This window comes from Janthinobacterium sp. P210005, assembly GCF_036231865.1.
Classification (GTDB): domain Bacteria; phylum Pseudomonadota; class Gammaproteobacteria; order Burkholderiales; family Burkholderiaceae_D; genus Janthinobacterium; species Janthinobacterium kumbetense.
Map to the genome: position 1 here is coordinate 269,813 of NZ_JAZARC010000007.1, position 26,370 is coordinate 296,182.

General features: G+C 63.3%; 22 protein-coding genes. 13 read left to right on the top strand and 9 right to left on the bottom strand.

Features of this window, described 5'->3' with window-relative positions:
• Nucleotides 1–4: 4 nt before the first annotated feature.
• Both VPH40_RS25300 and VPH40_RS25305 read right to left on the bottom strand, forming a co-directional pair.
• Nucleotides 5–1,099, bottom strand: coding sequence for a LacI family DNA-binding transcriptional regulator (locus VPH40_RS25300; protein ID WP_328574838.1), 1,095 nt, complete (start codon nucleotides 1,097–1,099; stop codon nucleotides 5–7).
• Nucleotides 1,083–2,996: a glucokinase gene (locus tag VPH40_RS25305; RefSeq protein WP_099380657.1), complete on the bottom strand. Its 1,914-nt coding sequence runs from the start codon at nucleotides 2,994–2,996 to the stop codon at nucleotides 1,083–1,085. The genes VPH40_RS25300 and VPH40_RS25305 overlap by 17 nt, the downstream gene beginning before the upstream one ends.
• Before the next feature lie 346 nt (nucleotides 2,997–3,342).
• Between VPH40_RS25305 and VPH40_RS25310 the strand changes: the two genes are divergently transcribed.
• The 5 genes from VPH40_RS25310 (at nucleotide 3,343) to VPH40_RS25330 (ending at nucleotide 9,252) form a co-directional block, all read left to right on the top strand.
• Nucleotides 3,343–4,656 carry a maltoporin gene (locus tag VPH40_RS25310; RefSeq protein ID WP_099664440.1) on the top strand — a complete coding sequence of 438 codons (1,314 nt, stop codon included), beginning with the start codon at nucleotides 3,343–3,345 and terminating at the stop codon, nucleotides 4,654–4,656.
• 357 nt (nucleotides 4,657–5,013) lie between these two features.
• A complete protein-coding gene (locus tag VPH40_RS25315) occupies nucleotides 5,014–6,267 on the top strand; it encodes an ABC transporter substrate-binding protein (RefSeq protein ID WP_086143001.1) in 1,254 nt (417 codons plus the stop codon).
• Between the two features lie 115 nt (nucleotides 6,268–6,382).
• Nucleotides 6,383–7,267 carry a carbohydrate ABC transporter permease gene (locus tag VPH40_RS25320; protein ID WP_010397323.1) on the top strand — a complete coding sequence of 295 codons (885 nt, stop codon included), beginning with the start codon at nucleotides 6,383–6,385 and terminating at the stop codon, nucleotides 7,265–7,267.
• Nucleotides 7,264–8,133: a carbohydrate ABC transporter permease gene (locus VPH40_RS25325; protein ID WP_034777933.1), complete on the top strand. Its 870-nt coding sequence runs from the start codon at nucleotides 7,264–7,266 to the stop codon at nucleotides 8,131–8,133. Before VPH40_RS25320 ends, VPH40_RS25325 begins: the two co-directional genes overlap by 4 nt.
• A gap of 9 nt (nucleotides 8,134–8,142) precedes the next feature.
• A complete protein-coding gene (locus VPH40_RS25330; RefSeq protein WP_099664438.1) occupies nucleotides 8,143–9,252 on the top strand; it encodes an ABC transporter ATP-binding protein in 1,110 nt (369 codons plus the stop codon).
• Nucleotides 9,253–9,319: 67 nt separating this feature from the next.
• On the opposite strand, the gene VPH40_RS25335 is transcribed toward VPH40_RS25330, so the two are convergent.
• The 3 genes from VPH40_RS25335 to VPH40_RS25345 all read right to left on the bottom strand — a co-directional run bounded on the left by VPH40_RS25335 (nucleotide 9,320) and on the right by VPH40_RS25345 (nucleotide 12,727).
• Nucleotides 9,320–10,975, bottom strand: coding sequence for a ParB-like protein (locus VPH40_RS25335; protein WP_328574839.1), 1,656 nt, complete (start codon nucleotides 10,973–10,975; stop codon nucleotides 9,320–9,322).
• 77 nt (nucleotides 10,976–11,052) lie between these two features.
• Nucleotides 11,053–12,093: a ParB/Srx family N-terminal domain-containing protein gene (locus VPH40_RS25340; RefSeq protein WP_328574840.1), complete on the bottom strand. Its 1,041-nt coding sequence runs from the start codon at nucleotides 12,091–12,093 to the stop codon at nucleotides 11,053–11,055.
• Between the two features lie 88 nt (nucleotides 12,094–12,181).
• Nucleotides 12,182–12,727, bottom strand: coding sequence for a TetR/AcrR family transcriptional regulator (locus VPH40_RS25345; protein ID WP_305057251.1), 546 nt, complete (start codon nucleotides 12,725–12,727; stop codon nucleotides 12,182–12,184).
• 228 nt (nucleotides 12,728–12,955) lie between these two features.
• On the opposite strand from VPH40_RS25345, the gene VPH40_RS25350 reads away from it, so the two are divergent.
• A complete protein-coding gene (locus VPH40_RS25350; protein ID WP_328574848.1) occupies nucleotides 12,956–14,326 on the top strand; it encodes an MFS transporter in 1,371 nt (456 codons plus the stop codon).
• 3 nt (nucleotides 14,327–14,329) lie between these two features.
• Here VPH40_RS25350 and VPH40_RS25355 read toward each other — a convergent pair whose 3' ends face one another.
• Complete coding sequence (locus VPH40_RS25355; protein ID WP_328574841.1) at nucleotides 14,330–15,547, bottom strand: hypothetical protein; 1,218 nt, start codon at nucleotides 15,545–15,547, stop codon at nucleotides 14,330–14,332.
• 237 nt (nucleotides 15,548–15,784) lie between these two features.
• Here VPH40_RS25355 and VPH40_RS25360 point away from each other — a divergent pair, with 237 nt between their 5' ends.
• Together VPH40_RS25360 and VPH40_RS25365 are read left to right on the top strand one after the other, a co-directional pair.
• Complete coding sequence (locus VPH40_RS25360) at nucleotides 15,785–16,162, top strand: type II toxin-antitoxin system RelE/ParE family toxin (protein WP_442906690.1); 378 nt, start codon at nucleotides 15,785–15,787, stop codon at nucleotides 16,160–16,162.
• The gene (locus VPH40_RS25365; protein ID WP_099664432.1) at nucleotides 16,119–16,457 is read left to right on the top strand and encodes a helix-turn-helix domain-containing transcriptional regulator; all 339 of its coding nucleotides are present in this window, start codon (nucleotides 16,119–16,121) and stop codon (nucleotides 16,455–16,457) included. Before VPH40_RS25360 ends, VPH40_RS25365 begins: the two co-directional genes overlap by 44 nt.
• A gap of 13 nt (nucleotides 16,458–16,470) precedes the next feature.
• Here VPH40_RS25365 and VPH40_RS25370 read toward each other — a convergent pair whose 3' ends face one another.
• From VPH40_RS25370 to VPH40_RS25380, 3 genes are read right to left on the bottom strand one after another with little or no spacing between them, the layout of a single operon-like run.
• Nucleotides 16,471–17,493, bottom strand: a complete 1,023-nt coding sequence (locus tag VPH40_RS25370; protein ID WP_328574842.1) for a Gfo/Idh/MocA family oxidoreductase — start codon at nucleotides 17,491–17,493, stop codon at nucleotides 16,471–16,473.
• A gap of 34 nt (nucleotides 17,494–17,527) precedes the next feature.
• On the bottom strand, nucleotides 17,528–18,520 hold the full coding sequence (gene iolG, locus VPH40_RS25375) for an inositol 2-dehydrogenase (protein ID WP_328574850.1): 993 nt from the start codon (nucleotides 18,518–18,520) through the stop codon (nucleotides 17,528–17,530).
• Nucleotides 18,513–19,379: a MurR/RpiR family transcriptional regulator gene (locus VPH40_RS25380; RefSeq protein ID WP_289898903.1), complete on the bottom strand. Its 867-nt coding sequence runs from the start codon at nucleotides 19,377–19,379 to the stop codon at nucleotides 18,513–18,515. Before VPH40_RS25380 ends, iolG begins: the two co-directional genes overlap by 8 nt.
• Nucleotides 19,380–19,630: 251 nt before the next feature.
• On the opposite strand from VPH40_RS25380, the gene VPH40_RS25385 reads away from it, so the two are divergent.
• The 5 genes from VPH40_RS25385 to iolD form a co-directional block, all read left to right on the top strand.
• The gene (locus tag VPH40_RS25385; RefSeq protein ID WP_099664429.1) at nucleotides 19,631–20,677 is read left to right on the top strand and encodes a sugar ABC transporter substrate-binding protein; all 1,047 of its coding nucleotides are present in this window, start codon (nucleotides 19,631–19,633) and stop codon (nucleotides 20,675–20,677) included.
• 171 nt (nucleotides 20,678–20,848) lie between these two features.
• Nucleotides 20,849–21,970, top strand: coding sequence for an ABC transporter permease (locus VPH40_RS25390; RefSeq protein WP_077409079.1), 1,122 nt, complete (start codon nucleotides 20,849–20,851; stop codon nucleotides 21,968–21,970).
• Nucleotides 21,971–21,973: 3 nt separating this feature from the next.
• The gene (locus VPH40_RS25395; RefSeq protein WP_251351989.1) at nucleotides 21,974–22,759 is read left to right on the top strand and encodes an ATP-binding cassette domain-containing protein; all 786 of its coding nucleotides are present in this window, start codon (nucleotides 21,974–21,976) and stop codon (nucleotides 22,757–22,759) included.
• Nucleotides 22,760–22,767: 8 nt separating this feature from the next.
• Complete coding sequence (locus tag VPH40_RS25400) at nucleotides 22,768–24,714, top strand: bifunctional 5-dehydro-2-deoxygluconokinase/5-dehydro-2-deoxyphosphogluconate aldolase (protein ID WP_328574843.1); 1,947 nt, start codon at nucleotides 22,768–22,770, stop codon at nucleotides 24,712–24,714.
• Nucleotides 24,711–26,370 (top strand): 3D-(3,5/4)-trihydroxycyclohexane-1,2-dione acylhydrolase (decyclizing) (iolD, locus tag VPH40_RS25405; protein WP_328574844.1); only part of this gene is annotated, 1,660 nt, incomplete at its 3' end. The genes VPH40_RS25400 and iolD, both read left to right, overlap by 4 nt.

Here is a 26,370-nt window from a genome sequence, read left to right on the forward strand (position 1 = left end):
GCAGTCACTTTGCGACCGGAATGTGCCCGACCGGAGCACATTCCCCCGTCGACGCCCGCGCCATCAAGGTAAACGCCATCAAATGATGCGTGGCGGGCACCGTCTCTCCGGCGCGGCGCTGGCGGATTTCGTCGATGACGAGATTGACGGCGGCGCGGGCCATGTCGGCGATGGGCTGGTGGATGGTGCTCAGCTCGGGCCAGACCGTGGTGGCGACGGGCGTGTCGTCGAAGCCGCACACGCTCAATTGCGCCGGTACCTGCAAGCCCATGCCGTGCGCCACGGCCAGGGTGGCGGCGGCCATGTCGTCGTTGCTGGCGAAGATGGCGCTGGGGTGCGGTGCTTGCGCCAGCAGCTGGCGCGCCGCGTCGAGACCCGAACGATACGTAAAGTAACCTTGCACCACTCTGTGCGGCGCTACCCGCAAACCCGCTTCCCGCATGGCGTCCTCGAAAGCCTGGCGGCGCAGCAGGGCGGGCGTGTGCGCCGGATCGCCCTCGATGAAGCCGATGTCGCGGTGGCCCAGCGCGAGCAAATGGCGCGTCATGGCTAGCGCGCCCTCGTAATCGTCGATGCGTACGGCCGAAACGCCGGGCGAGGGGCGCGCCGTGGCCACGGCGATGGCGGGGATGCCCATCCGGTTCAGCTGCGCCAGCACTTCCGGCGAATCGCACAGGGGCGGCGGCACGAGGATGCCGTCCACGCCGGCCGCCACCAGGCAATCGATGCCGGCGCGCTGGCTGTCCAGGTCTTCGCAGCGTTCCAGCAGCAGCTGGCCGCCGCCCTGGCGGCATTGATCCATGGCGCCAACTAAAAATTCGCTGAGGAAGGCCGCGCTCGGATTGCTGTACAACAGGCCGATGCGCAGGGTGCCCGTGCGCGCCGCCCTGGCCGCAAGGTTGGGCTGGTAGTGCAGGCTGGCGATCGCCGCCTCGACCTTGTCGCGCGTGGCCGCGCTGACGCTGGCGCGCCCGTTGATCACGCGCGACACCGTCATGGCCGACACGCCGGCCACGCGCGCCACGTCGTGCACGGTGGCACCGCTGGCGGCGTCGGAGGAGGTGGGGGCGGCGTGCGCCGCCTTATTCGAGGTGGCCACCGAATTTCAGCTTGCCGCTGATGCGCATGCCGTGCAATTGCCCCTCTTCCAGTTCGGCGGCGCTGGTGCGCTGCGCCGTGTCGCGCCGCGCCAGTCCGACGGACAAAATATCGAGCATCATCAGCTGCAGCAGGCGCACGATCATGGGCACGAAATTGAGGTTGCCTTCCGGGTGGTTCAAGGTCAGCAGCACGTCGGCCAGCTTGGCCAGCGGCGAACCGCTGGCCGTAATCGCCAGCACGCGCGCGCCGCAGCCCTGCGCCACCTTGACGGTGCGCAGCAGGTCGGGCAGGGCGCCGGAACGGGAAATGACCAGCGCCACGTCGCCTGGTTTCAGCATGGCGGCGCTCATTTCCTGCGCCTGCGGGTCGGCAAAGAAGCTGCTGACGATGCCCAGGTTGAGCAATTTGTGCTGCATGTCGTCGGCCACCACGCGGGCGCTGCCCACGGCCAGCAATTCCACGCGCTGCGCGCCGCGCAGCAGTTCGATGGCGGCCGTCAGCGCTTTGACGTCGAGCATGTCGCGCAGGGCCAGCGCGGCCGAGGCGTTATTGCCCAGCACCTTGCGCGCCAGTTCGGCGTCGGAATCCGATATCTCCACGTGGCAGTGGGCCACCGTGATGGCGCCGCCCGTCAGGCCGGACGCCAGCTTCAATTTGAAGTCGGCCAGGCCCTGCACGCCGATCGAGCGGCAAAAGCGCATCACGGTCGGCTGGCTCACGCCGACGCGCTGGGCGATTTCGGCAATCGGCAGGGTCAGCATGGCGTTCGGCTCCTTCAACACCCAGTCGGCCACCTTGCATTCCGAGGGGCTCATCCTGCCGCGCGCCTGGCGCACGGATTCGAGCACGGGCGCGCCGGAGTGGGCGCGCTTGAGCTTTTGCGCGAGGATGGCGGCGATGCCGAGGAAAGTCGGCAGTTCGGCCGTGATCAGAAAGGTGGGAATCTGCGCGAGGTATTCGTTCAGGCGGCCCTTTTGCTCGAAGCGGGCGCGGAACTGCGACTGTTCAAACAGGGGCCCCAGGCGCGGCACGATGCCCCCGCCTATATAGATGCCGCCCAGCGCGCCCAGGGTCATGGCCACATTGCCGGCGATGGAGCCGAGGATGGCGCAGAAGCAGTCCACCGCTTCGAGGCACACGTCGCATTCATTGTTCAGGGCGCGGCTGGTGATTTCGGCGGCCAGCAGCGGCAGCGCATCGGGCTTGCCGGCGCGCTCGGACAGGGCGCGGTAGATCAGTTCCAGGCCGCGCCCGGAAGCGAGGCGTTCGGCCGAGACGTGCGACAGTTCGCGCCAGGCGAAGGACAGCACGTCCATCTCGCGCTGGTCGCAGGGCGCGAAGCTGACGTGGCCCCCTTCGCTGCCCAGCGCGATCCAGCGGTCTTCGGCGGGGATCATGCCCGACACGCCCAGGCCCGTGCCCGAACCGAGCAGGCCGATGACGCTGTCGGCACGCGCCATGCCGCCGCCGATCTGCAGGCGCTGGTCGGGCCGCAGATAGGGCAGGGCCATGGCCAGCGCCGTGAAGTCATTCACCACCAGCAGGGTGTCGAGGCCCAGCGTAGCGCGCATGGCCTCGATCGAGAAGAACCAGTGATGGTTCATCATGCGGATATTGTCGTCGTCGATGGGATTGGCGATGGCGATGGCCGCATGGCGCACGCGCGCCGAACCGGCGGCGCGCGCCTCGCTGCTATCCATATAGGCGGTGATGGCGTCGAGCAGCGAAGCGTAGTCGTCGCAGGGCAGTACGGCGACCGCTTCCAGGTGGCCCTGGCGCGTTTCGAGCACGAAGCGGGCGTTGGTGCCGCCAATGTCGGCCAGCAAGCGCGGCCCTTCACTGAAACGCTCCGCCGGATCGCTGCCTGCTACTTCCATTTTTTCATCTATTTTCATGGCGGTGCCTAGTCTCGTCTGCGTGCGCTGTCTTGGCGGCGCACTGTCGTTATGGCAAAAACCAAGGATTTTAATTCGTATACGTGCCGCGTGCCGAAAAATGCGGGACGCCTGCGTAAATGCTTGTCCGCCGTGCCGGAAACGGGCGGCGCTAGCGGAAAAAACAGGGCAGTCAACGCGCCTGTCGGTACGCAAATAAAGTGTCGCAGAGTAGTCGTAGGATTACAACATAATATGTTGATATTTGTTCGTAGTATAGTTACTATGTCCCTGCTGGAAAGAATTCTGGCCAGTACATTCGGCCACGAATGACTAGATAAAAAATAAATTACTGAGGAGACTTACCATGCTGCATCGCACCATGTTGAAGGCCGTGTTGAAAACGCTGCCAGCTGCCATCGTCTTAGCCATCGCCAGCGGTTCCGCTGCCGCCGACCCGATGTACCCATCCGACTCCGAAGGCTTCCACGGCTACCTGCGCGCTGGCGCCGGCAGCAATACGTCGGGCGACGGCGGTTCGCAAGGCTGCTTCGGCCTGGGTGGCAATACCATGAAATACCGTCTGGGCAATGAGTGCGACGCCTACACGGAATTCGGCTACACCAAGTCCATCGCCAAGTCCGGCGGCGTGAACTACCTGGCCACCATCTGGGTCAACGCTTATGCGCCAAACTCGGATTTCGGCGACAACAAGCTGGGCATCGTCAAGGCCTACGTCGAAGCGCAGGGACTCGACTTCCTGAACGGCGGCACGGCCTGGATCGGTAAACGCTTCTACTACCGTCCTGACATCCACATGTTGGACTTGCAATACATCAATATGAACGGCACGGGTGCCGGCCTGGACCGCATTCCTGCTGGTCCCGGTAAATTCTCGTATGCCTTCTTCAAGGACAACGATTTCAACAAGTTCGATGACAGCCTCGGCACGATCAGCGGCAAGCCGGGCGCCTTGCTCGGCACCCGTTCGGCCGTGCGCCAGAACTTCATCTACGGCGAGATTCCCGTCAATGAAAACGGCACGCTGGACCTGGCCGCGACCTACATCATCGGTGAAGGCAAGGACAACGACTTGTACGGCAAGAAACACAATGGCTGGCAGCTGTCGGCCTTCCACCGCCAAGGTAAAGTGTTTGGCGGTGGCAATACCTTCGGCGTGCAGTACGGCGTCGGTCCCGGCACGGGCAAGGGCGCGCAGTTCGGCGCTTCGGGCGACACCAGTTTCGGTTCGGACGTGAAACGCACGCGTATCTTCAATGACATGGCGATCCAGCCGATGGCCAACTTCGGCATGGAATTCGTTGCCCTGTGGCAAAAAGACGAGTCGAACGCCAACGGTTCCTCGACCTGGACCTCGGTTGGCGTGCGCCCTGTGTACGCATTCACCGACAACTTCAAGCTGGTGGGCGAACTGGGCACGGACCGCGTGACGCAAGCGGGCGGCCTGCCGGCCAAGCGCCTGACCAAGCTGACCATCGCGCCGACGATCTCGGCTGGTCCTGGCCTGTGGTCGCGTCCTGAACTGCGCGCTTTCGTGACCTACGGCAAATGGAACGATGCGGCCACCGCCTCGGTCAATGCGTCGAACAACGGTGGCCCGATCTACAACAACAATACCAGCGGCACGTCCTATGGTTTCCAGGTAGAAACCTGGTTCTAAACACCGAACCAAACCTGCTGCGCGGCGCGCTTTGCGGCCTGCGATGCTCACCGTGCTCTAGCACGGTTGCGCTTCTTAGCCACAAATCACTGCCGCTCGCGACGGTTTTGTTCAGTGTTGATGTTTGTAATGCAGATCAACCTGGCGCATCCTTCGCGGATGCGTTTTTGGCGCCGTCCCGTGATATAAATGCAATGTAGTCGTTTCATGGATCACGGCGCCGTCTTTTCACTGAAGATGATGCCCGTTTGCAAGCGGGTCTGAGCACAAGAGCGCCGGTACAGGCGCAGATTTCACCTTTTTCGGCCCCCGTATGCCGAAGCCCCCTAAAAGCTTGATCAAAAAAGGAATGTGGAGATGAAACTGAAATTCAAGATTACCCAACTGGCCGCGTTGACCACCCTGGCATTTGCCGGCAGCGCCTTTGCGACCGACGTGGAAGTGTTGCACTACTGGACCTCCGGCGGCGAAGCGAAATCCGTGGGCCAGTTGCAGCAAATCGTGAAGGAAAGCGGCTTCGGCTGGAAAGACTTCGCCGTGGCCGGTGGCGCTGGCGAAAACGCCGCGACCGCGCTGAAAACCCGCGTCATTTCCGGCAACCCGCCAACGGCCGCCCAGATCAAGGGCCCGTCGATCCAGGAGTGGGGCGCGGAAGGCGTGCTGGCCAATATCGATGATGCCGCCATTCCAGGCAAATGGGATGCCGTGCTGCCGAAAGTCGTCGCCGACATCATGAAATACAAGGGCCACTACGTTGCCGCCCCTGTCAACGTCCACCGCGTCAACTGGATGTGGGTCAACCCGGAAGTGCTGAAAAAAGCCGGCGTGGCCACCACCCCGACCACCTGGGATGCGTTCTTCGACGCGGCCGAGAAAATCAAGAAATCGGGCGGCATCGCGATCGCCCACGGCGGCCAGCCATGGCAGGACGCTACCGTGTTTGAATCCGTCGCGCTGGGCGTGGGCGGCACGGAATTCTACAAGAAGGCCATCCTCAAGCTGGACCAGAAGGAATTGACCGGCCCGACCATGCTCAAGGTGTTCGACACCCTGGGCAAGGTGAAGACCTACATCGACAAGGATGCGGCAGGCCGCGACTGGAACCTGGCGACCGCCATGGTCATCAACAACAAGGCCGGCTTCCAGTTCATGGGCGACTGGGCCAAGGGCGAGTTCACGGCTGCAGGCAAGGTGCCGGGCAAGGATTACCTGTGCGTGGCCGCTCCTGGCACGGACAAGGCCTACACCTTCAACATCGATTCGTTTGCCATGTTCACGCAAAAGGATGCGAATGCGAAGAAAGGGCAGATCGCCCTGGCCAACGCCATCATGAATCCGAAATTCCAGTCGATCTTCAACCTGAACAAGGGTTCCATCCCCGTGCGTTCCGGCGTTTCCAAGGACAAGTTTGACGCTTGCGCCCTGAAATCGATGGAAGACATGGACGCCACCAACAAGAACGGCGGGCTGGTGCCATCGTTCGCCCACGGCATGGCGCTGCCATCGGCCACGCAAGGCGCCGTGACCGACGTCATCGCCAAGTTCATGAACACCAACATGAGTTCGAAAGACGCGGTTGCAGCCCTGGCCAAAGCGGCAAAAGTGAAGTAATCACGACGGCGCCGGCACTCCCGCCGGCGCCCGCTGCATCGCATGCATCGCAGGCGCCCGCCCTGGCGTTCGTCCAGGCCGGCGCCACACGCAGTTCTACTTCTACGGCTGTCCTATGTCCATACGCAAGCAATTCGACCGATGGATACCGCAGATGGTGCTGGGCCCCACGCTCATCGCCAGCTTGGTATTCGTCTATGGTTTTATCTTTTTGACCGGTTGGCTGTCGCTGACCGAATCGCGGCTGATGCCGAACTACGAGTTCGCCGGCCTGGTGCAATACGTCGAGCTGTTCGACAACGAGCGCTGGTGGACCTCGCTCAAGAACCTCGGCATCTTCGGTGTCCTGTTCATCGGTTGCAGCATCGCCATCGGCCTGTTCCTGGCCATCCTGCTGGACCAGAAAATCCGCGCCGAAGGCGCGCTGCGCGCCATCTACCTGTATCCGATGGCGCTGTCCTTCATCGTCACCGGCACGGCGTGGAAATGGATGCTCAATCCCAGCCTGGGCCTGGAAAAAGTCATGCACGACTGGGGCTGGACCTCGTTTACCTTCGACTGGCTGGTCAATTCCGACATGGCCATCTACACGGTGGTGATCGCCGGCGTGTGGCAATCGTCGGGCTTCGTCATGGCGCTGTTCCTGGCGGGCCTGCGCGGCATCGATGATGAAATCATCAAGGCGGCGCAAGTCGATGGCGCATCCCTGCCGACGATCTACTGGCGCATCGTGATTCCCGCCATGCGTCCCGTGTTCTTCAGCGTGCTGCTGATCCTCGCGCATATCGCCATCAAGAGCTTCGACCTGGTCATCGCACTGACGGCTGGCGGACCTGGCAATTCGTCGTCCGTGCCGGCCATCTTCATGTACCAGTTTTCCTTCACCCGCGGCCAGCTGGGCCTGGGCTCGGCATCGGCAATGATGATGCTGGCCACCATCGTGGCCGTGCTCGTGCCGCTGATGTACCTGGAAACGCGCAGCGCAAAGGCGATGAGATGACACCTACACGCAATAATCGCCTCACCCTCGGACGGGTGGTTGTATATCTGCTGCTGATCCTGTTTGCGGTGTACTACATCGTGCCCCTGTACGTGACCCTGTCGACGTCGTTCAAGTCGCTCGACGAGATCCGCAGCGGCAACCTGCTGGCACTGCCGCACGTGTGGCAGTTCGATTCCTGGTCCAAGGCCTGGTCCTCGGCCTGCACGGGCGTCACCTGCGACGGCATGCAGCCGTTCTTCTGGAACTCGATCAAGATGGTGATTCCCGCCGTGCTGATCTCGACCTTCCTGGGCGCCTTCAACGGCTACGTGTTCGCGCACTGGCGCTTCCGCGGTTCGGAAATCCTGTTTGCCGCCTTGCTGGTGGGCTGCTTCATTCCGTTCCAGGTGGTGATCCTGCCGATGGCGCGCCTGCTGGGCGAATTCGGCCTGGCCAATACGACTACCGGCCTGGTCTTCGTGCACGTGGTGTATGGCACGGCGTTCACGACCCTGTTCTTCCGTAACTACTATATCGGCGTGCCGGAAGAATTGATCAAGGCGGCCCGCATCGACGGCGCCGGCTTCTTCTTGATCTTCCGCAAGATCGTGCTGCCGATTTCGGGTCCGATTTTCGTCGTCTGCATCATCTGGCAATTCACGCAGATCTGGAACGACTTCCTGTTCGGTATCGTCTTCGCCAGCGGCGATTCGCAGCCGATCACGGTGGGCTTGAACAACCTGGTCAACACGTCCACGGGCGTGAAGGAATACAACGTCAACATGGCGGCCGCGGTGATTGCCGCGCTGCCGACCCTGCTGGTCTATCTGGTCGCAGGCCGTTATTTTGTGCGCGGTCTGACCGCAGGCGCAGTCAAAGGTTAAGGAAAGAATATGTCCAGTTTATCGATACGCAGCATCCGCAAGGTGTACACGAATGGCGTCGAAGTCCTCAAGGGCATCGACATCGAGATCAAGGATGGCCAGTTCCTGATCCTCGTCGGCGGCTCCGGCTCCGGCAAGTCGACCTTGCTCAACATGGTGGCCGGCCTGGAAAGCGTCACTTCCGGCGAAATCCTCATCGACGGCAAGGTGGTCAACGACCTGCCGCCGAAGGACCGCGACATCGCCATGGTGTTCCAGTCGTATGCGCTGTACCCGTCGATGACGGTGCGCGAAAACATCGCGTTCGGCTTGAACGTGAAAAAAGTGCCGAAGGCGGAGCAGGAAGAAATCGTCGCCCGCGTCGCCGAAACCCTGCAGATCACGCATTTGCTGGACCGCCGCCCGGCGCAGCTGTCCGGTGGCCAGCGCCAACGGGTCGCCATGGGCCGCGCCATTTCGCGCAAGCCGTCGCTGTTCCTGTTCGACGAACCGCTGTCGAACCTGGACGCCAAGCTGCGCGTGGAAATGCGCGCCGAGATCAAGCTGCTGCACCAGCGCCTGAAGGCCACCATCGTCTACGTCACGCATGACCAGATCGAAGCGATGACCATGGGCGATTTGATCGCCGTCATGAAGGATGGAGTGGTGCAGCAACTGGGCACGCCGCAGGAAATCTACGACAATCCGGCGAATCTGTTCGTGGCCGGCTTTATCGGCTCGCCATCGATGAACTTCATCACCGTCAAGCCCGTCGTCGAAGGCAATGAGGTGTTTGTCGCCATCGAGAACGCAGGCAAGAGCATGCGCCTGGCCCTGCCGTTCGCCACCGACAAGCTGCGCAGCTATGCGGGCCGCGACGTGATCCTGGGCGTGCGCCCGGAGCAGATCACGGACATGAGCAGCGCGCACGGCGACGTGGGCCAGGAACTGGGTTGCCTGATCGACCTGGTTGAGCCGACCGGCCCGGATACCCTGCTGACGACGCGCCTGAACGGCGCCGCCGTGACTTGCCGCACGCATCCGCGCGAAGCCGTGCTGCCAGGACAGACGATGCAGCTGTCGTTCAACCTGTCGAAAGCGGCCCTGTTCGATCCGGAGAATGGTGAACGCATCGCGTAAGCGACGTTGTCCATAAAAACGGCCCGCCTGTCAGCTGACAGGCGGGCCGTTGTCGTTTGCGCCGCGCTTACTTGGCCAGCGATTTTTTATACGCGACGGCATAGCTCAGCTTGCCCGTCGGCGTGACCAGGTCGTCCAGCGCGGCCTGGCTGAAGACGCCCGTCCAGCCCAGGGTTTGCGCCGTCACGCCGCGGCTGACGATATCGTTCGCCTTCAGGCCCGCCATCGCCGTCGATGCGCTCTTGATGGTGGCCATGTAGCTGGCAACGTCGCGCGTGTCGGTCTTGGTCAGGTCGATGCCGGGCTGCGTGCGCAGCCAGTCGGCCCAGTAGAATTCGAGGAATTCCGTGGCCGTCGATGGCACCACGTAGCCGGCGTCGCGCGTGAAGTAGACGAGCGAGCGGTACGGGTCGTTGCCCAGCGACTTCAAACCGATGGACGCGGGCAGCTGGCTGGTGGCGATGGCCTTGTTGCCGCCATCCTTCAGCCAGACCTTGTTGACCTTCTTCATCTGCGCCCAGAAATCGTATTCACTGAGCTTGCTGAAATTGTCCGTCACCTTGACCCACACTTTCAACTGCAGGTTCTGGCCATTGTCGGCATCCCGGAAGGCGCTGAACGTGTGGTGGCCGTCCGTCAGGTACAGCGTGCCGTTCGGGCCGATGACGACGGTCTTCATGTCGCCCGGCTTGGTGCCCACGGCGGACTTGCACTGGAACGTGGCCGGTGGATTGCTCAGGGTGGCGCCGGCCACGTTGGCCGTCTTGCTCACCACGTCGTCCTGGCCGTTGGCTTCGCACAGTTCGGCGAATTTCTTCGGCTTGTTGGTCTTGGCCATGACCAGGTCTTCCGCGCCGTAGCGGCCCAGCTTGTAGTAGATCTGGTCGTAGCCGACGGCTGGCTGCGTGGGATGCAGTTCGTCGAGCGACACTTGCAGGAAGACGGGCGCCGCATCGGTGCCGGCAACCGTGGCGGCCAGCACTTGCTGGCGCGCGCTGAGCACGGGCGGCGTTTCCAGCACACTCTTGCCGGTGGCGAGCGGCGCGCCGCCATCGATGATTTGCGCGACGATGCTGCCGCTGGCATTGACGATGTCGATATCCGTGCCGCTCTGTTTTACCTGCAGGTTGTCGAGCAGGACGTCGGCCGGGTCCTTGCTGTTCGGCGTCAGGGCGCCATTGACGAAGTCGTAGTTGGCCGCCATGCCCAGGGTTTGCAGGGGCGCCGCCAGGGCCGTGCCCAGCTGCGTCTGCGCCGTTTGCAGCCTGGCCGCATCGATGGCGGCCAGGCTGGCGGGAGACGCGCTCGAGGGGATGCTGCCCAGCAGCTGCATGGCGATGACGGAGGTGAGCGGCGTCAGGTTGACGGCGCTTTCCTTCAGCGACAGCGCGTACAGGGTGGTGCCGCCTGCCGGCGTGACGGAGACGAGGAAGGGCGCCTTCGCCGCGGCAGCCAGGGTGATGGCCACTTTGCCTGTCGCGTCCGTGGTGCCGCTGCCGACGACATTCTTGCCGGCGTCGAGCACGGAGACGGAAGCATTCGCCACGGCCTTGCCGGTGGCCGCTACCACGTTCAGGATGCGTGCCGGGGTGACGGGGTCCACCGGGACGACGGGCGCCGTGGTGCCGCGATAGTCTGTGCCGCCACAGGCGGCCAGGCTGGCGCCCAGTGCGAGGGCGATGGCAATCGATATGGTGCTGCGGCGGATGCTGTGCTTGTACATGGTGTCCCGTGATGTCGGCCTGAAAAGTGCCGACATGCTAGCGGGCGCAGATGTCAGGATGATGACACGCCTGGATGTTACTGACGCAGCAGCGACTTGCGGTAGTCGATGGCGTAGCCCAGCTTGCCCTTGTCTTCGGTCAGTTCGTCGAACGCTGCATGGTCGATTTCGCGCAGCGCGCCAAGGTCCGCCGCGCGCTTGCCGCCGCTGACGGGCTCCGCCGGTTGCAGCGCCACCATCGCCTGCGCCGCCAGCAGGATGGTGCTGGCATACGCGGCGGGATCAAGCAAGTCGACACGCGCCAGGTCCAGCGCCGGTTTGCGGCGCAGCCAGTCGGCCCAGTAGAATTCGAGAAATTCCGTGGCCTGGCCGGGCGGCTTGTAGCCGATCTCGCGCGTAAAGTACACGAGCGAGCGGTAGGGATCGTCGCCCAGGGATGCGAGGCCGATGGCGGACGGCAACTGCTGCGGCGTGATGGCCTGGTTCCGGCCGTTTTTCAGCCATACCTTGTTTTCCGCGCGCATGCGGGCCCAGAAGGCCGTTTCGCCCAGCGCGCTGAAATTATCGCTGACCTTGACCCACACCTTGAGTTGGTGGTTGCGCCCGCCATCGGCATCCCAGAAATTGGAAAACGTGTGGTGGCCATCGGTCAGGTACAAGGTGCCGCGCGGGCCGATGACGACAGTCTTCATGTCGTCGGGACGGCTGCCCACGGCCGCCTTGCAGCGGTAGCCGGGCGGTGGCGTGGCCAGCGTGGCGCCGGCCACATTGGCCGTGCCGGGCAAGACGTCGCCCTGGCCATTGGCTTCGCACAGGTCGGCGAATTTCTTCGGTTTGGCGATGTCGGCGATATGTTTTTCTTCGGCCGCATAGCGTCCCAGCTTGTAGTACACCTGGTCGTAGCCGATGGCCGGCTGGGTCGGATGCAGTTCATCGAGGCGCACCTGCAGGATGCGCGGATGGGCGGCGCTGCCGGTGACGGTCGCCATCAGCGCCTGCTGGCGCGCACTGAGGGCGGGCGCGACGGCAGCATCGCGGGCCAGTGCCGGCGGCAGGAAGGCTGCAAGGCAGGCCAGGGCCAGCAGCAGGGCGGGGATGCGGGAAAGAATCCGGTTCATTGCCTGTGTCTCCAATCGATACAGTATGGATGACGCCAGGCGCCGTGGCTTGATGCCGCGCAGGAGTGGTTCACATCGCTGGGCGCCGTCAGCGGCCCAGCATGCGCAGGCAGGCGTCGGCCACGTCGGCGGCGAAGGCGCTGCTGTCCTGTAACTGCGCGGCGATGGCGTCGTCCGTCACGCCATGCACGGCCGAGTAAATCATCAGCGCCGCCAGGCGCGGCTGCGGCAAAGGCCAGGTGCCGGCCGCCGCGCCGCCCGCCAGGATGGCGCCCAGCTGGGCCAGGATGGCATTCTTGTCGGGATTGTCCGCAGAATCGATGCCGATGCTGCGCCGGTGGCTCGTGTAGACGATGTCGTGCAATTGCCAGGTGCGCAGGTAAGTGGCCACATTCGCCTGCACCCACGCGCGCAGCCGGCCTTCCCAGTCGCCGGGCATGCACAGGTCGACGGCCGTTTCCAGACTGGCCAGGAAGTGCTGCGTATAGCGTCCGGCCAGCGCCGCCAGCATCTCGTGCTTGGACGGAAAATAGTGATAGAACGTGCCTTTCGCCACGCCGGCCAGGGTGGTGATGTCGCTGACGGTGGTCGCTTCCACACCCTTGTCGAGAAACAGGCGCTCGGCGGCGGCCATCAATTCATCGAGGCGCACTTCGGCAGGCTTGGTGCGCGGGCGAACGGGGGCCGGCGCGGCGGCGGCATCGGGCAGGGCGAGGTTGGCGTGTCGTGTCGTGGTCATGCACCCAGTATAAGTGAAGCGCGGGCGTCGCCCAAGCACCCGCCATGCAAGGCTATAGTTTTAATTGACTGACGGTCAGTCGATAGTTATGATGAAGGCGAACTCATGAATTGGAGACACGCCATGCAGCGCTATCGCCGCGCGGCCCTGGTGGCCGCCGCCTACCTGGGCACTTTTCTCGCCTCGCTCGACATCAGCATCGTCAACGTGGCTTTGCCCACCCTGCAAACGGCGCTGGCGACGGATATGGCGGGTTTGCAGTGGGTGATCAACGCGTATGCGCTGTGCCTGTCGGCCTGCATGCTTTCGGCCGGTCCGCTGGGCGACCGGCATGGGCACAAGCGCATCTGGCTGCTGGGCGTGGCCCTGTTTACGGCCGGTTCGCTGCTGTGCGCGCTGGCCGCCAGCCTGCCGCTGCTGCTGGCCGGGCGTGCCGTGCAGGGCGTGGCGGGAGCCTTGCTGATTCCAGGCGCCATGCCAATACTCAGCCATGCGTTTCCCGACCCGCGCGAACGGGCGCACGTGATCGGCGGCTGGTCGGCCTTCAGCGCGCTGGCGCTGATCCTGGGGCCGCTGCTGGGCGGCATGCTGCTGGAGGTCACGGGCTGGCAAAGCATCTTCCTGATCAACCTGCCGCTGGGAGTGCTGGCCATGCTGCTGGGCGCCTGGGGCATCGCGGAACGCCGCTACCGTGACCAGGCGGCGCTGGACCGTGCCGGGCAGGTGCTCAGCATCGTCTGGCTGGGCGCGCTCACGTATGGCTTGATTGCCCTGGGTGAGCAGGGCGGCATGCAGGCCTGGCCGTCGCTGGCCGTGGCACTGCTGGCCTTCATCGCCTTTCTTGCCGTCGAAGCGCGCGCGCCGCGTCCCTTGTTGCCGCTGCGGCTGTTTCGCGAACGCACTTTTGCTCTGGTCAACCTGGCGTCGCTGGTGCTGGGCTTTGCCTGCTACAGCAGCCTGTTCTTCTTTTCGCTATACCTGCAGCAGATCCAGGGCTGGCCGGCGGCGGCCAGCGGCTGGCGCATGTTGCCGCAGTTCGCGGCCATGGGCGTCGTTTCCCTCTGCTTCGGCCGCCTCAGCCGCCACTTGTCGCTGCGGCGAATGATGCTGGGCGGCTATGTGCTGGCGGGCCTGGTGCTGCTGGCGACGGCGACCTTGGCGCCGCGGACGCCCTACGCCATCGTCGGCAGCCTGTTCGGCCTGCTGGGCCTGGCGATGGGCCTGGCCGTGCCGGCCACCGGTTTGCTGGTGATGGCATCCGTGCGCGGCGAGCAAGCCGGCATGGCTTCGGCCATCATGAATGCCTTGCGCCAGGCGGGCATGACCCTGGGCGTGGCCGTGCTGGGCAGCGTGATGAGCTTGCGCGCCGCCGCTTTGCTGGAGCGGGCGGGGCAGGTTGCCGCCCTGGCAGCCGGTTTTCAGCTGGCCATGCTGCTGGCGGGGCTGGCGTGCCTGGCCGTGGCCTTGCCGCTGTACTGGCTGCCGCCGAAGTAAGGCTTATGCCTGCAAATGGCTGGGCACGCGCGGCGACGACATCAGGTCGCGGAAGGCGGCCCAGTGCTCGGCGCGCGTCGCGCCCTGGCGTTCCACATACGCTTTCGCCATGTCCTGGCCCAGGTTGTAATTGATGACGTACGCGCCCATGGCATCGTAGAACTGCAGGCGCTGCGCGGATTTTTCGGCCGGGTACAGGCGCACGTTGACCAGCCATTCCAGCGCTTCTTCGCGGGTCAGGCTGCCTTCGAGATACTGGCGCGCGATGTCGTTGTCGGCGTAGCCTAGCTTGGCCAGCAACTGGTTCAGCTGTGCGTAGCGGGGCGCCAGCGCCGGATCGAGGCCGGCCAGCGGGTACAGCACCTGCTGTTCGAATGCCAGCCGTTCTGCATCGGTAAAACTCAGTTCGATGCCGTAATTGGCCGTGCCTTCGGCGATCAAGGATTGCGGAGAGTACAGCGGATAGACGCAGTATTCCATCCAGCCCTTGCCGCGTACCAGGTCGCGTTCGAGCAGCACGTTGTAGACGTGGTGACCGGGATACGCTTCGTGGCAGCCGAGATCGACCGCGCGGTCGATATACACGGGCAAGTCGGTATTGATCTGGATCACGCTCTGGTAGTTACCCTTGTACCAGTTGTAGCCGCTCCACGGCTTGTCGGTGACGAATTCCAGCACGAAATCCTCGCCTTCGGGCAGGGCAATGTACTGCAAGGTGCGTTCGCGGCCCGCGCGGATGGCCGCGTCCATGACGGCGCGCAGCTTGTCGGCGGGAATGACGAGTTGCGCGCGCAAGGCGTTCACGCGTTCGCTGACCGTGCCGTCGCCAGGCAGCAGGGCGTCGATCTGCGCCACCAGTTCTGCGTAATATGCGCGGCTGTGGTGGGGCGAAACGGCGTCGTACAGGCGCGCGCTTTCCGTGTCGAAATCCAGGCGTGTGCCTTGCAGCATGTCCGCCTTGGCCAGCACGGCTTGCAACTGCTTGCGCAGGTTGAGGGCGCGCAGGCAAGAGGCGTCGGCCAGCAGGGTCAGCGCCGCATTTGCGCCATCCTTGATATCGCTCAAACTCTGCGGCTGTTTGACCGCTGCTGCCTGCCACGCGGGCGGGCCGTAATACGCGTCGACATACGAGGCATCGTGCTGGCCCATGGCCAGGACCAGCTTGACGTAGCGTTCGGCCACGTCGGCGAGGGAAGGGGAGTTACTGTCGTTGTTGCTCATGGAGGCAGGGTTCTTCACGGTTGGACAGCGCTTATTGTATAGCGCAATCAGCCAGGCGTGAGGCACGGTCGGGCGACATCATTTCCCTATAACAATGAGCGAAAGGCATCTTGATGTAGCTCAGTGAACCTGGCATTCGTGGCCTGTGTGAGCGGGTTTGGTAGCAAGATGGCGTGGTCTTCTTTTTTACATGTACACGTGATTTTCTCCTTGACCTTTCTTCGTTTATGGACGAATATGATGTATGAGATCCGGCACTACCTGACGTCATCGGGCAGGGATTTATATACGGAATGGCTGAAGCGCCAGCGCGACAACACGGCCAGGGTGGCCATCGTGCGCCGCGTGCTGCGTATGATTCTTGGCAATTTTGGCGACCACAAGTTTTGCCACGACGGCGTGTGGGAGTTGCGCATCGATGTGGGGGCCGGCTACCGCGTGTATTACGCCATCGCCGACGGGCAGATCATTTTATTGCTGTGCGGTGGCGACAAGCGCACGCAACCGAAAGATATCGAGTACGCCTGTGCCTGCTGGCACGACTGGAAGGAGAGGGGACATGAGAGAGAACATGAACGAGGACATCCGCAAACCACCAAGAGACCGCTCGCATGACGAAGCGATGGCTGAGCTGTACCGCGACGATCCCGCCTTCGCCCTGGAATTGATCAACAATATCCTCGTCGATGGCGACCATGGCGAACTGCTGGCCGTGCTGCGCCAGCTGACGCGTGCCTTTGGCGGCGTGCCCGCTGTGGCGCAGGCTGCCAAGCTCAACCCTACCCAGCTGTACCGCACCCTGTCGCCCGAAGGCAATCCCTCGCTGAGCACCTTGACGGCCATCCTCGATGCCATGGGCTTGCGGCTGGCCGTGGAACCCAAGCAACCGTTTCCTGCGCCGGCTGCCTGAGTCCACCGGCAGCTTAAAACTCGACGGGCCGCGCTTCGCGCATCGCTTGCGTCATGGCCAGGCCGATGCGCGTCGCTTCCGTCGCGTCGTGCAAGGTCAAGGACAAGGTGCGCCGGCCCAGCGCCGCATCCGTAAACTCCTGCGCCTCGATCAAAAAGGCGTCGGCGAAGCGGGCATAGAAGTCCGGTGTGCATTCATTGCGTACGCCATGCGCATCCGAAATTTCCACCCTGTTCAGGCGCGGATTGCTGCCCACGGCCAGGCGGCCGCCCGTGCCGAACACTTCCGTCAGGGTTTCATGGCCATGCGCCATGGTGCGCGACGCCATGAAGCTGGCCATGCTGCCATCGGAAAATTCGACCGTTGCCAGGCCATTGTCGACGTCGCCGAACGCTTGCAAGCCCGTGTGGATGGCGTTGGTGCCGCTCGCGTACACGCGTTTGGGCACGGGATTGCCCAGCAGCCAGCGCGCCAGGTCGATATCGTGCACGCTGCAATCGAGGAAGATGCCGCCGCTGGTGGGGGCGAAGCGCATGAAGGCGCCGCTGGGGTCGTTCTGGTCGCAGGTTTGCGAACGCACCAGATAGGGCTTGCCGATCAGCCCCTGGGCGATCTTTTGCTGCGCGTCATGGTAGCTGGCGTCGAAGCGGCGCACGAAGCCGATCATGATGGTCAGCTGCGGGTGGCGCGCCGCTTCCGCTTCCACCTTCAGGCAATCGGCCAGGTCCAGCGACAGCGGTTTTTCGCAAAACACGTGCTTGCCGGCGCGCAGGGCGGCGATGATCTGATCCGCGTGCAGCGAGGTGGGTGTGACGAGGAAGACGGCGTCCAGGCCAGGGTGGGCCAGCAGGGCATCGTAGTCGGCATAGCCGGTGGTGATGCCGAGCGTGCTGGCGGCCCAGTCCAGTTCCGCTTGCACGGGGCTGCAGGCGGCCACGACTTCGGCATTCGGCACGCGCTGTGCCAGGTTGATGGCGTGGCGCTGGCCCAGCCGGCCCAGGCCGACGATGCCGACTTTTAATGTTGGGGATGACATGGTGTCTCCAGATTTTTTATTGTTGTTTATAAAGTTACGACGCCAGGATCACGACACGACCCTCGCGCCACGACAAGGTGGCCGCCTCGGCCAGTTCCAGTGCCTTCAAGCCATCGTGGACGGTGGTGCGCAGCGGCGTGCCGTGGGTGAGGGAGTCAAAGAAGTGCGCCATTTCCTGCGCGTAGGCCACGCGATAACGTTCCAGGAAAAAATCTTCCGGCCTGTCCACGCTGACGTTCACGGAACCATAGGCCGTCACTTCCGTCGGCTTGTGGTTGCCTGCCTGCAGCATGCCGGCGCTGCCCAGCACTTCGAAGCGCTGGTCGTAGCCGTAGGCGGCGCGGCGAGAGGCATTGATCTGGCACAAACGTCCTTTCGCCGTGCGGATGGTGACGACGGCCGTGTCCAGGTCGCCAGCCTCGCCGATGGCGGGGTCGACGAGGCAGCTGCCCGTGGCGTGCACGCTGACGGCTTCATCGTCGAGTATCCAGCGGAAAATGTCGAAATCGTGGATCAGCATATCCTTGAAGATGCCGCCCGAGACCTTGATGTAGCTCACGGGCGGCGGGCCGGGATCGCGGCTGGTGACCACCAGCAACTCCGGCGTGCCGATCTCGCCCGCTTCGATGCGTGTCTTGACGGCATTGAAAGTCGGGTCGTAGCGGCGCTGGAAGCCCAGCATGCACAGTACCTTGGCTTCCTTGACGGCGGCGGCGCAGGCGCGCGCGCGGTCGATGGTCAGGTCGACGGGTTTTTCGCAAAAGATGGCCTTGCCGGCGGCGGCCGAGCGCAGGATCAGGTCCGCGTGCGTATCCGTGCTGGAAGCGATGACGACGGCCTTGATGGCCGGGTCGGCCAGCGCCGCTTCCACAGTTGCGCTGCTGCCGCCGTGCAAGCCGGCAAGGGCGGCGGCCGCTTCCTGGTTGACGTCGACCACGTACTTGAACTGCACGCCGGGTTGGGCAGCCAGGTTGGCCGCGTGGATTTTGCCGATGCGTCCGGCGCCGAACAACGCTACTTCAATCATCATGTTCTCCTGGGGTGTGGATTTCTTCGATGTCGAGCTCTAATTTGTATGCCAGCGCGATGAACAGCGCCTGGCACAGGCAGATGGTGCTGGTCAGCGAACGGAAGGCGAAGGCGCTGCCCTCGGTGACGGTGAGCAGCGCGTCGGTGGCCCGTGCGAGCGGGGCCAGCTTGCTGTCGGTAATCACCAGGACCTTGGCGCCCTTGTCTTGCGCCGCCTTGATGCACTGCTGGGTTTCCTTGCCGTAAGGCGAGAAACTGATGGCGATCGCCACATCGCGTTCGCGCACGCTGCGCATCTGTTCGCGGTGCATGCCGCCCAGTCCGCTAATCAGGTGCACGCGCTTGTCCGTGTGTTCCAGCGCGTAGGCGATGTAGGAGGCGATCGGAAAGGACCGGCGCACGCCGATCACATAGATGTTTTCCGCTTTCAACAGCAGGTTGACGGCCGCTTCCAGCTGCGCGTCGTCGAGGCCGGCCGCCAGGTCGTCGAGGCCGGCGCGGCTGGCGCCGACGAATTCGCGCGTCAGGTCGCCTGCGCTGAGGGCGGCGTCGCGCGTGGAAATGAGCTTGCGGATGCGCTGCTGGTAGTCGGGCGTGGCGCCGGCCTGGTCCGTGTACGCCTGGCGGAACACGTCCTGCATTTCCGAAAAGCCCGTATAGCCGAAGCGCTGCGCGAAGCGCACGATGGCGGACGGCTGCACGTCGCAGGCGGCCGCGATGTCGCTGATGCGTTCGAGCATCAGGCTGGCACGGTGCTTTTCAATGTATTGCGCGATGACTTTCAGCTGGCGCGACAGATTGTCGTACTCGGCGGCAATGTGCTGCATCAGCTGTTCGATGGGGGCGGTGGCTGCCATGGTGTTTTCCTCGGTTGCTTGCTGGGCCGCGCAACAGGATTGCGGCGGCTGGTTCTGGCGAGAATTATAGGAGTGAATCCAGAAAATAGAAATGATTTTCTATTTAAATTTATTTTGAAAATTTTATTGCATTTGTCTTTTTTGTGGCCTAAGCTGTGCGCAGTGCATCGGGTCTTGCCGGTTTTCCGGCTCCCCGCTGACACGCGACAAAAGCTGGCAACTATAAAAATTAATCCTTCAAGGAGACATTCATGCAAAGCAATAAGCGTAAGGGATTTCTGAAGCACCTAGCCGTGCTGGGCCTCGGCCTGGGACTGGGTCTGGGCATGAGCGCCAGCCACGCGGCAGGCGAGAAATTCGTGCTGATCAGCCATGCGCCCGATTCCGATTCCTGGTGGAATACGATTAAAAATTCCGTCAAGCAAGCAGGCGAAGACTTCAATGTCACCGTCGACTACCGCAATCCACCGAACGGCGACCTGGCCGACATGGCGCGCCTGGTCGAGCAATCGGCTGCCCGCAACTACGACGGCGTGATCGTCAGCATCGCCGACTTCAGCGTGCTGCAAAAACCGCTGGGCCTTGTTGCTGCCAAGAAGATTCCGTTTGTCACGATCAATTCGGGCACCCTGGCGCAAAGCGAGCAGCTGGGCGCCGTGATGCACGTGGGCCAGCCTGAATACGAGGCAGGCAAGGGCGCCGGCGAAAAAGCCAAGGCGGCCGGCATCAAGTCCTTCGTTTGCGTCAACCATTACGCGACGAATCCGTCGTCATTCGAGCGCTGCCGCGGCTTTGCCGAAGCCATCGGCGTCGATTTCAAGGCCGCCACCCTGGATGCGGGCGAAGATCCGACCACCATCGAAAGCAAGTTGAGCGCCTACCTGCGCAACAACCCGAAAACCCAGGCCGTGCTGGCGCTGGGCCCCACCTCGGCCCACGCTTCGCTGAAGGCCCTGGAAAAAATGGGTTTGAAGGGCAAGATGTGGTTCGCCACGTTCGACCTGTCCGATGAAATCTCGAAGGGCATCAAGGATGGCAGCATCCAGTTCGCCATCGACCAGCAACCTTACCTGCAAGGCTATATCCCCGTTGCCGTGCTGGCCATCATGAAGCAGGACAAGACCACGGACCTAGCCAAGGTGCGCGAAAAGCTGATCAATAACGCCAAATTCAAGGCGCGCCTGGCCGAGTACGGCCTGGCACCATCGTATGGCCCGCGCCATATCGGTTCCGGTCCTGGTTATGTCACCAAGGACAATATCGGCAAGGTAGAGAAATACGCCGGCCAGTTCCGTTAAGCACCCGCTTTTCAGTTCAATCAAGACCTTAGTCGTTGTCCCCGCGCGCAGGCCATGCTTGCCGGCGCGCGGGTCCTGCCGCCCTGGAATTGCTGTCGAGGCTGGTAGGTTGCTATAAAACAAGGGAGACATAGCATGAGTACCGTGAAATTAAGCGTGGAGCAGGGTGGCATGGCCGCCTCGGGCACGCCGCCGCAAAAGCAGGGCTTTGATGAGCGCGTGGGGCAGGTCAGCTGGCTCAAGCGGCTGTTCAGCCGCCCGGAATTCGCCTCGATCTCGGGCGCCATCCTGGTGTTCGCCTTCTTTATCCTGACGGCCGGCGACTCCGGCATGTTCAACCTCGACGGCGTGATCAACTGGGCGCAAGTGGCCGCCTACCTGGGCATCATCGCCATCGGCGCCTGCGTATTGATGATCGCCGGCGAATTCGACCTGTCGATCGGCTCCATGATCGGCTTTGCCGGCATGATGATCGCCATCCCTTCCGTCTACTTCCACTGGCCCGTGTGGGCCGCCATCCTGTTCGCCTTTGCCGGTTCGATGGCGCTGGGCTGGCTCAACGGCTACCTGGTCATCAAGACGCGCTTGCCTTCGTTTATCGTCACCCTGGCCTTCCTGTTCATCCTGCGCGGCCTGACCCTGGCCCTGTCCATCATGTTTGCCAACCGCACCATCGTCAGCGGCATCGGCGCGCTGGCCGCCGACGACTGGCTGGCCATGACCCTGTTCCATGGCGAAGTGGGCACGTCGCTGTTCGCCTGGATGGCCAAGGCAGGCTGGATCACGGCGCTCGACAATGGCGCGCCGCTGGTCAAGGGCATCCCCAAGGTCATCGTCTGGTGGGCCGGCCTGGCGCTGGTGTCCGGCTTCGTCCTGGCCCGCACCCGCATCGGCAACTGGATCTTCGCTGTCGGCGGCGACGCCAACGCGGCCAAGAACGTGGGCGTGCCCGTGAAAACCATCAAGGTATCGCTGTTTGTCTTCACGGCGTTCTGCGCTTGCCTGTTTGCCACGCTGCAAGTATTTGACGTGGGTTCGGCCGCCGCCGACCGCGGCATGCAAAAGGAATTCGAAGCCATCATCGCGGCCGTCATCGGCGGCGCCTTGCTGACGGGCGGCTACGGTTCCGTCGTCGGCGCCTGCTTCGGCGCGCTGATCTTCGGGGTGGTGCAGATCGGCATTACTTATACCAATATCAATTCGGACTGGTTCCGCGTCTTCCTCGGCGTCATGCTGTTGATCGCGGTACTGTTCAACAACTTTGTCCGTGCCCGTGTCACGGAAGCGAGATAAGCCATGAGCGAATACATCCTTGCGCTGGAAAACATCAGCAAACGTTTCGGCTCCGTCATCGCCCTGCAAAACGTCACCCTGCGCCTGAAACCGGGCGAAGTGCATTGCTTGCTCGGTGATAACGGTGCCGGCAAGTCGACCCTGATCAAGACCTTGGCCGGCGTGCACCGGCCCACCAGCGGCGAGTATCTGGTTGACGGCAAGCCCGTCAGCTTCAATTCGCCGAAGGAAGCGCTCGACCTGGGCGTGGCCACCGTCTACCAGGACCTGGCGCTGGTGCCATTGCTGTCCGTGGCGCGCAATTTCTTCATGGGCCGCGAACCGATCCGTAAAATGTTCGGCGTGCTGCCCGTGATGGATATGGAGTACGCAGCTACCACGGCGCGCGACAAGCTGGCCGAAATGGGCATCATGGTGCGCGACCCGCACCAGGCCGTGGGTACCATGTCGGGCGGCGAGCGGCAATGCCTGGCCATTGCCCGCGCCATCCACTTCGGCGCGCGCGTGCTGATCCTCGATGAGCCGACGGCGGCCTTGGGCGTGAAACAGTCGTTCAATGTGTTGAAACTGATCTACAAGGCGCGCGAACGGGGCTTGTCCGTGATCTTTATTACCCACAATGTGCACCATGCCTACCCCGTGGGCGACTCGTTCACCCTCTTGAACCGGGGCAAATCGCTGGGCACTTACACCAAGGAAACTGTTTCCAAGGATGAAGTACTCGACATGATGGCGGGCGGTGCGGAAATGCAAACGCTGATGAGTGAACTCGACGGTGTCACGATTTAAGGATAACCATGAATAACCCGACACAATTTGCCCAGGGCCGCGCGCTGGACGTCATCTGCCTGGGCCGCCTGGCGGTGGACCTGTACGCGCAGCAGATCGGCAGCACCCTGGAAGACGCGACCAGTTTCGCCAAATACCTGGGCGGCTCGTCGGCGAATATCGCCTTCGGCACGGCCCGCCTGGGCTTGAAGTCCGCCATGCTGTCGAAGGTGGGCGACGACCACATGGGGCGTTTCTTGACGGACACGTTATCGAAAGAGGGTTGCGACGTCAGCCATGTCGGCATCGACCGCGACCGCCTGACGGCCCTCGTCATGCTGGGCATCAAGGATAAAAACACGTTTCCCCTGATTTTCTACCGTGAAAACTGCGCCGACATGGCCATCGAGCCATCCGCCGTCGACGCCGCCTTTATTGCATCGAGCAAGGCGCTGTTGATCACCGGCACGCATTTTTCGACGGCTGCCATGCACGCCGTCAGCACGCAGGCCCTGAAATTGGCGCGCGCCAACAACGTGCGCACCGTGCTCGACATCGATTACCGGCCCGTGCTGTGGGGACTTTCCGGCAAGGCGGACGGCGAAACGCGCTTCGTTTCCAACGATGGTGTCACGCGGCACTTGCAGGCGATCCTGCCGCAGTTCGACCTGATCGTCGGCACGGAAGAGGAATTCATGATCGCCGGCGGCGGTGCCGACATCATGGCCTCCTTGCGCGCCGTGCGGGCCGCCACCCTGGCCACCCTCGTCGTCAAGCGGGGCCCGCTGGGCAGCGCCGTCATCGACAGCGTGGTACCGCACAGCCTGGACGATGCGTATAACTACCGCGGCGTGCGCGTGGAAGTGCTGAACGTGCTGGGCGCGGGCGACGCGTTTCTCTCGGGCTTTTTGAAAGGCTGGCTGCGCGGCGAGGATTACGGGGCGTGCTGCCGTTACGCGAACGGTTGCGGCGCCCTCGTCGTGTCGCGCCACGGCTGCGCACCGGCCATGCCGTCGCCCATCGAGCTCGACTATTTCCTGGCCAATGCGGAAAAACTGACGCAACCGGACCAGGACGCCACCTTGTCCCGCCTGCACCGCACGACGGTGGCGCGCCCGCAGTGGGATGAACTGTGCGTGTTTGCCTTCGACCACCGTACGCAATTCTTTGAGCTGGCGCAACAGACGGGCGCGCCCGAATCGGCTATTTGCGCCCTGAAGCAACTGATGGTGCAAGCCGTGGCGCAGACGGAAGCGGCCTTGCAACTGGCTGGCAAGACGGGCGTGCTGATCGATGGACGCTATGGCGTCGACGCGCTCAACGACGCGACGGGGCGCGGCTGGTGGATAGGCCGTCCCGTGGAATTGCCCGGTTCCAATCCGCTGCAATTCGACTGGGGCCGCTCCATCGGTTCGCACCTGCTCAGCTGGCCGAAGGAACACGTGATCAAGTGCCTGGTGCAGTTGCACCCGGACGATACCGTGGAAAACCGATTGGAACAGGAAGCGCAAATCAAGGCCCTGTATGACGCGGCGCAAGTGAGCGGTCACGAACTGTTGTTGGAAGTCATACCGTCGGATGCCTTGCCGCACGGCGACGACACGGTCTTGCGCGCCGTCAAGCGCCTGTACAACCTGGGCATTTACCCGGAATGGTGGAAGCTGGAAAGCATGTCAGCCCAGCAATGGCAAGCCATCGATGCCCTCGTGCACGAGCGCGATCCGTATTGCCGTGGCGTCGTCCTGCTGGGCTTGAACGCGCCGATTGCCGCCCTGGCCGCCAGTTTTGAACAAGCCAGTGCCAGCACGACGTGCCGCGGCTTCATGGTGGGACGCACCATCTTCCAGGAACCGAGCCGTCGCTGGCTGGCCGGAGAGCTGGACGATGCGGGCTTGATCGCCGCAGTGCGCGCCAACTTCGAGCAGCTCATTGCCCTGTGGCAGCGTACGCGCAACCGCCTGGAGCGTGCAGCATGAGCGCCACCCTACACAACACCATCCGCTTGACCATGGCGCAGGCGCTGGTGCGCTACCTGGCCGCCCTGCGCACGGAAGAGGGCGATGGTTCCTTGACCCCCCTGTTCGGCGGCGCCTTTGCCATCTTTGGCCACGGCAATGTGGCGGGCCTGGGCGAGGCGCTGTACCAATACAAGGAGGTGTTTCCCACCTACCGCGCCCACAACGAGCAGGCGATGGCGCACTCGGCCATTGCGTATGCGAAAGCCCACATGCGCCGGCGCATGCTGGCCGTCACCAGTTCCATCGGCCCCGGCGCCACCAATTTGTTGACGGCCGCCGCGCTGGCCCACGTGAATCGCTTGCCGGTATTGCTGTTGCCCGGCGACGTGTTCGTCTCGCGCGCGCCGGACCCCGTGTTGCAGCAGCTGGAAGACGCCGGCGACGGCAGCGTCTCCGTCAACGATGCCTTCAAGCCGCTGTCGCGTTACTTCGACCGCATCGTGTATCCGGAGCAATTGCTGACGGCCTTGCCGCGCGCCATTGCCGCCTTGACGGACCCGGCCGCCTGCGGTCCCGTCACGTTATCTCTGCCGCAAGACGTGCAGACGATGGCGTATGACTATCCGGCCGATTTCTTTACGCCGCGCACCGTGCGTTTCCGCGCCGTGCCGCCCGTCGAGCAGGAACTGGAAGAAGCGGCCGCCTTGCTGAAGTCTGCCAGGCAGCCGCTGATCGTGGCCGGCGGCGGCGTGCTGTACGGCAAGGCCAGCGCCGCCTTGCAGGCGTTTGCCGAGCGCCACGGCATCCCCGTGGCGGAAACCCAGGCCGGTAAAAGTTCCCTGCCGTGGGATCATGCGCTGCAGCTGGGCGCCATCGGCGTGACCGGTTCGCCTGCCGCGAATGCCCTGGCGGCGCAGGCGGATGTGGTGCTGGCCGTGGGCACGCGCTTGCAGGATTTCACGACGGGCTCGAATTCGTTGTTTGCGCAAGCGCAACTGGTCAGCCTGAACGTCAACGCTTTCGATGCGCTGAAACGCCGTGGCCTGGGCGTGCAGGCGGACGCGACACTGGGCTTGCAGGGCTTGTCGCGGCACTTGTCTAATTGGAACAGCGCGGGCCACTGGCTGGACCGCGCACAGCAGGCTGGGAACGCATGGCGCGATACCGTGCTGGCTATTACCGGCCAGCGCGAGGTGGCCGGCTTGCCGTATGACGGCGAAGTCATCGGCGCCGTGCAGCGCTCTTCACCGGACTCGACCAGCAACGACATCGTCGTCTGCGCGGCAGGCACCTTGCCGGCCGAACTGCACAAACTGTGGCGCACCAGCACGCCCGGCGGCTACCACATGGAATACGGCTATTCGTGCATGGGCTATGAAATCGCCGGCGGCCTGGGCGTCAAGATGGCCAAGCCCGAGAGCGAAGTCATCGTCATGGTGGGCGACGGCAGTTATTTGATGATGAATTCGGAAATCGCCACCTCCGTGATGCTGGACAAAAAACTCATCATCGTCGTGCTCGACAACCGGGGTTACGGCTGCATCAACCGCCTGCAGCAGGCGTGCGGCAACGCGTCATTCAACAATATGTTGCCCGACAGCGCACCCGCCATCGACTTCGCCCTGCATGCGCAAGCGCTGGGCGCGCTGTCCGAACACGTGGCCAACATTGCCG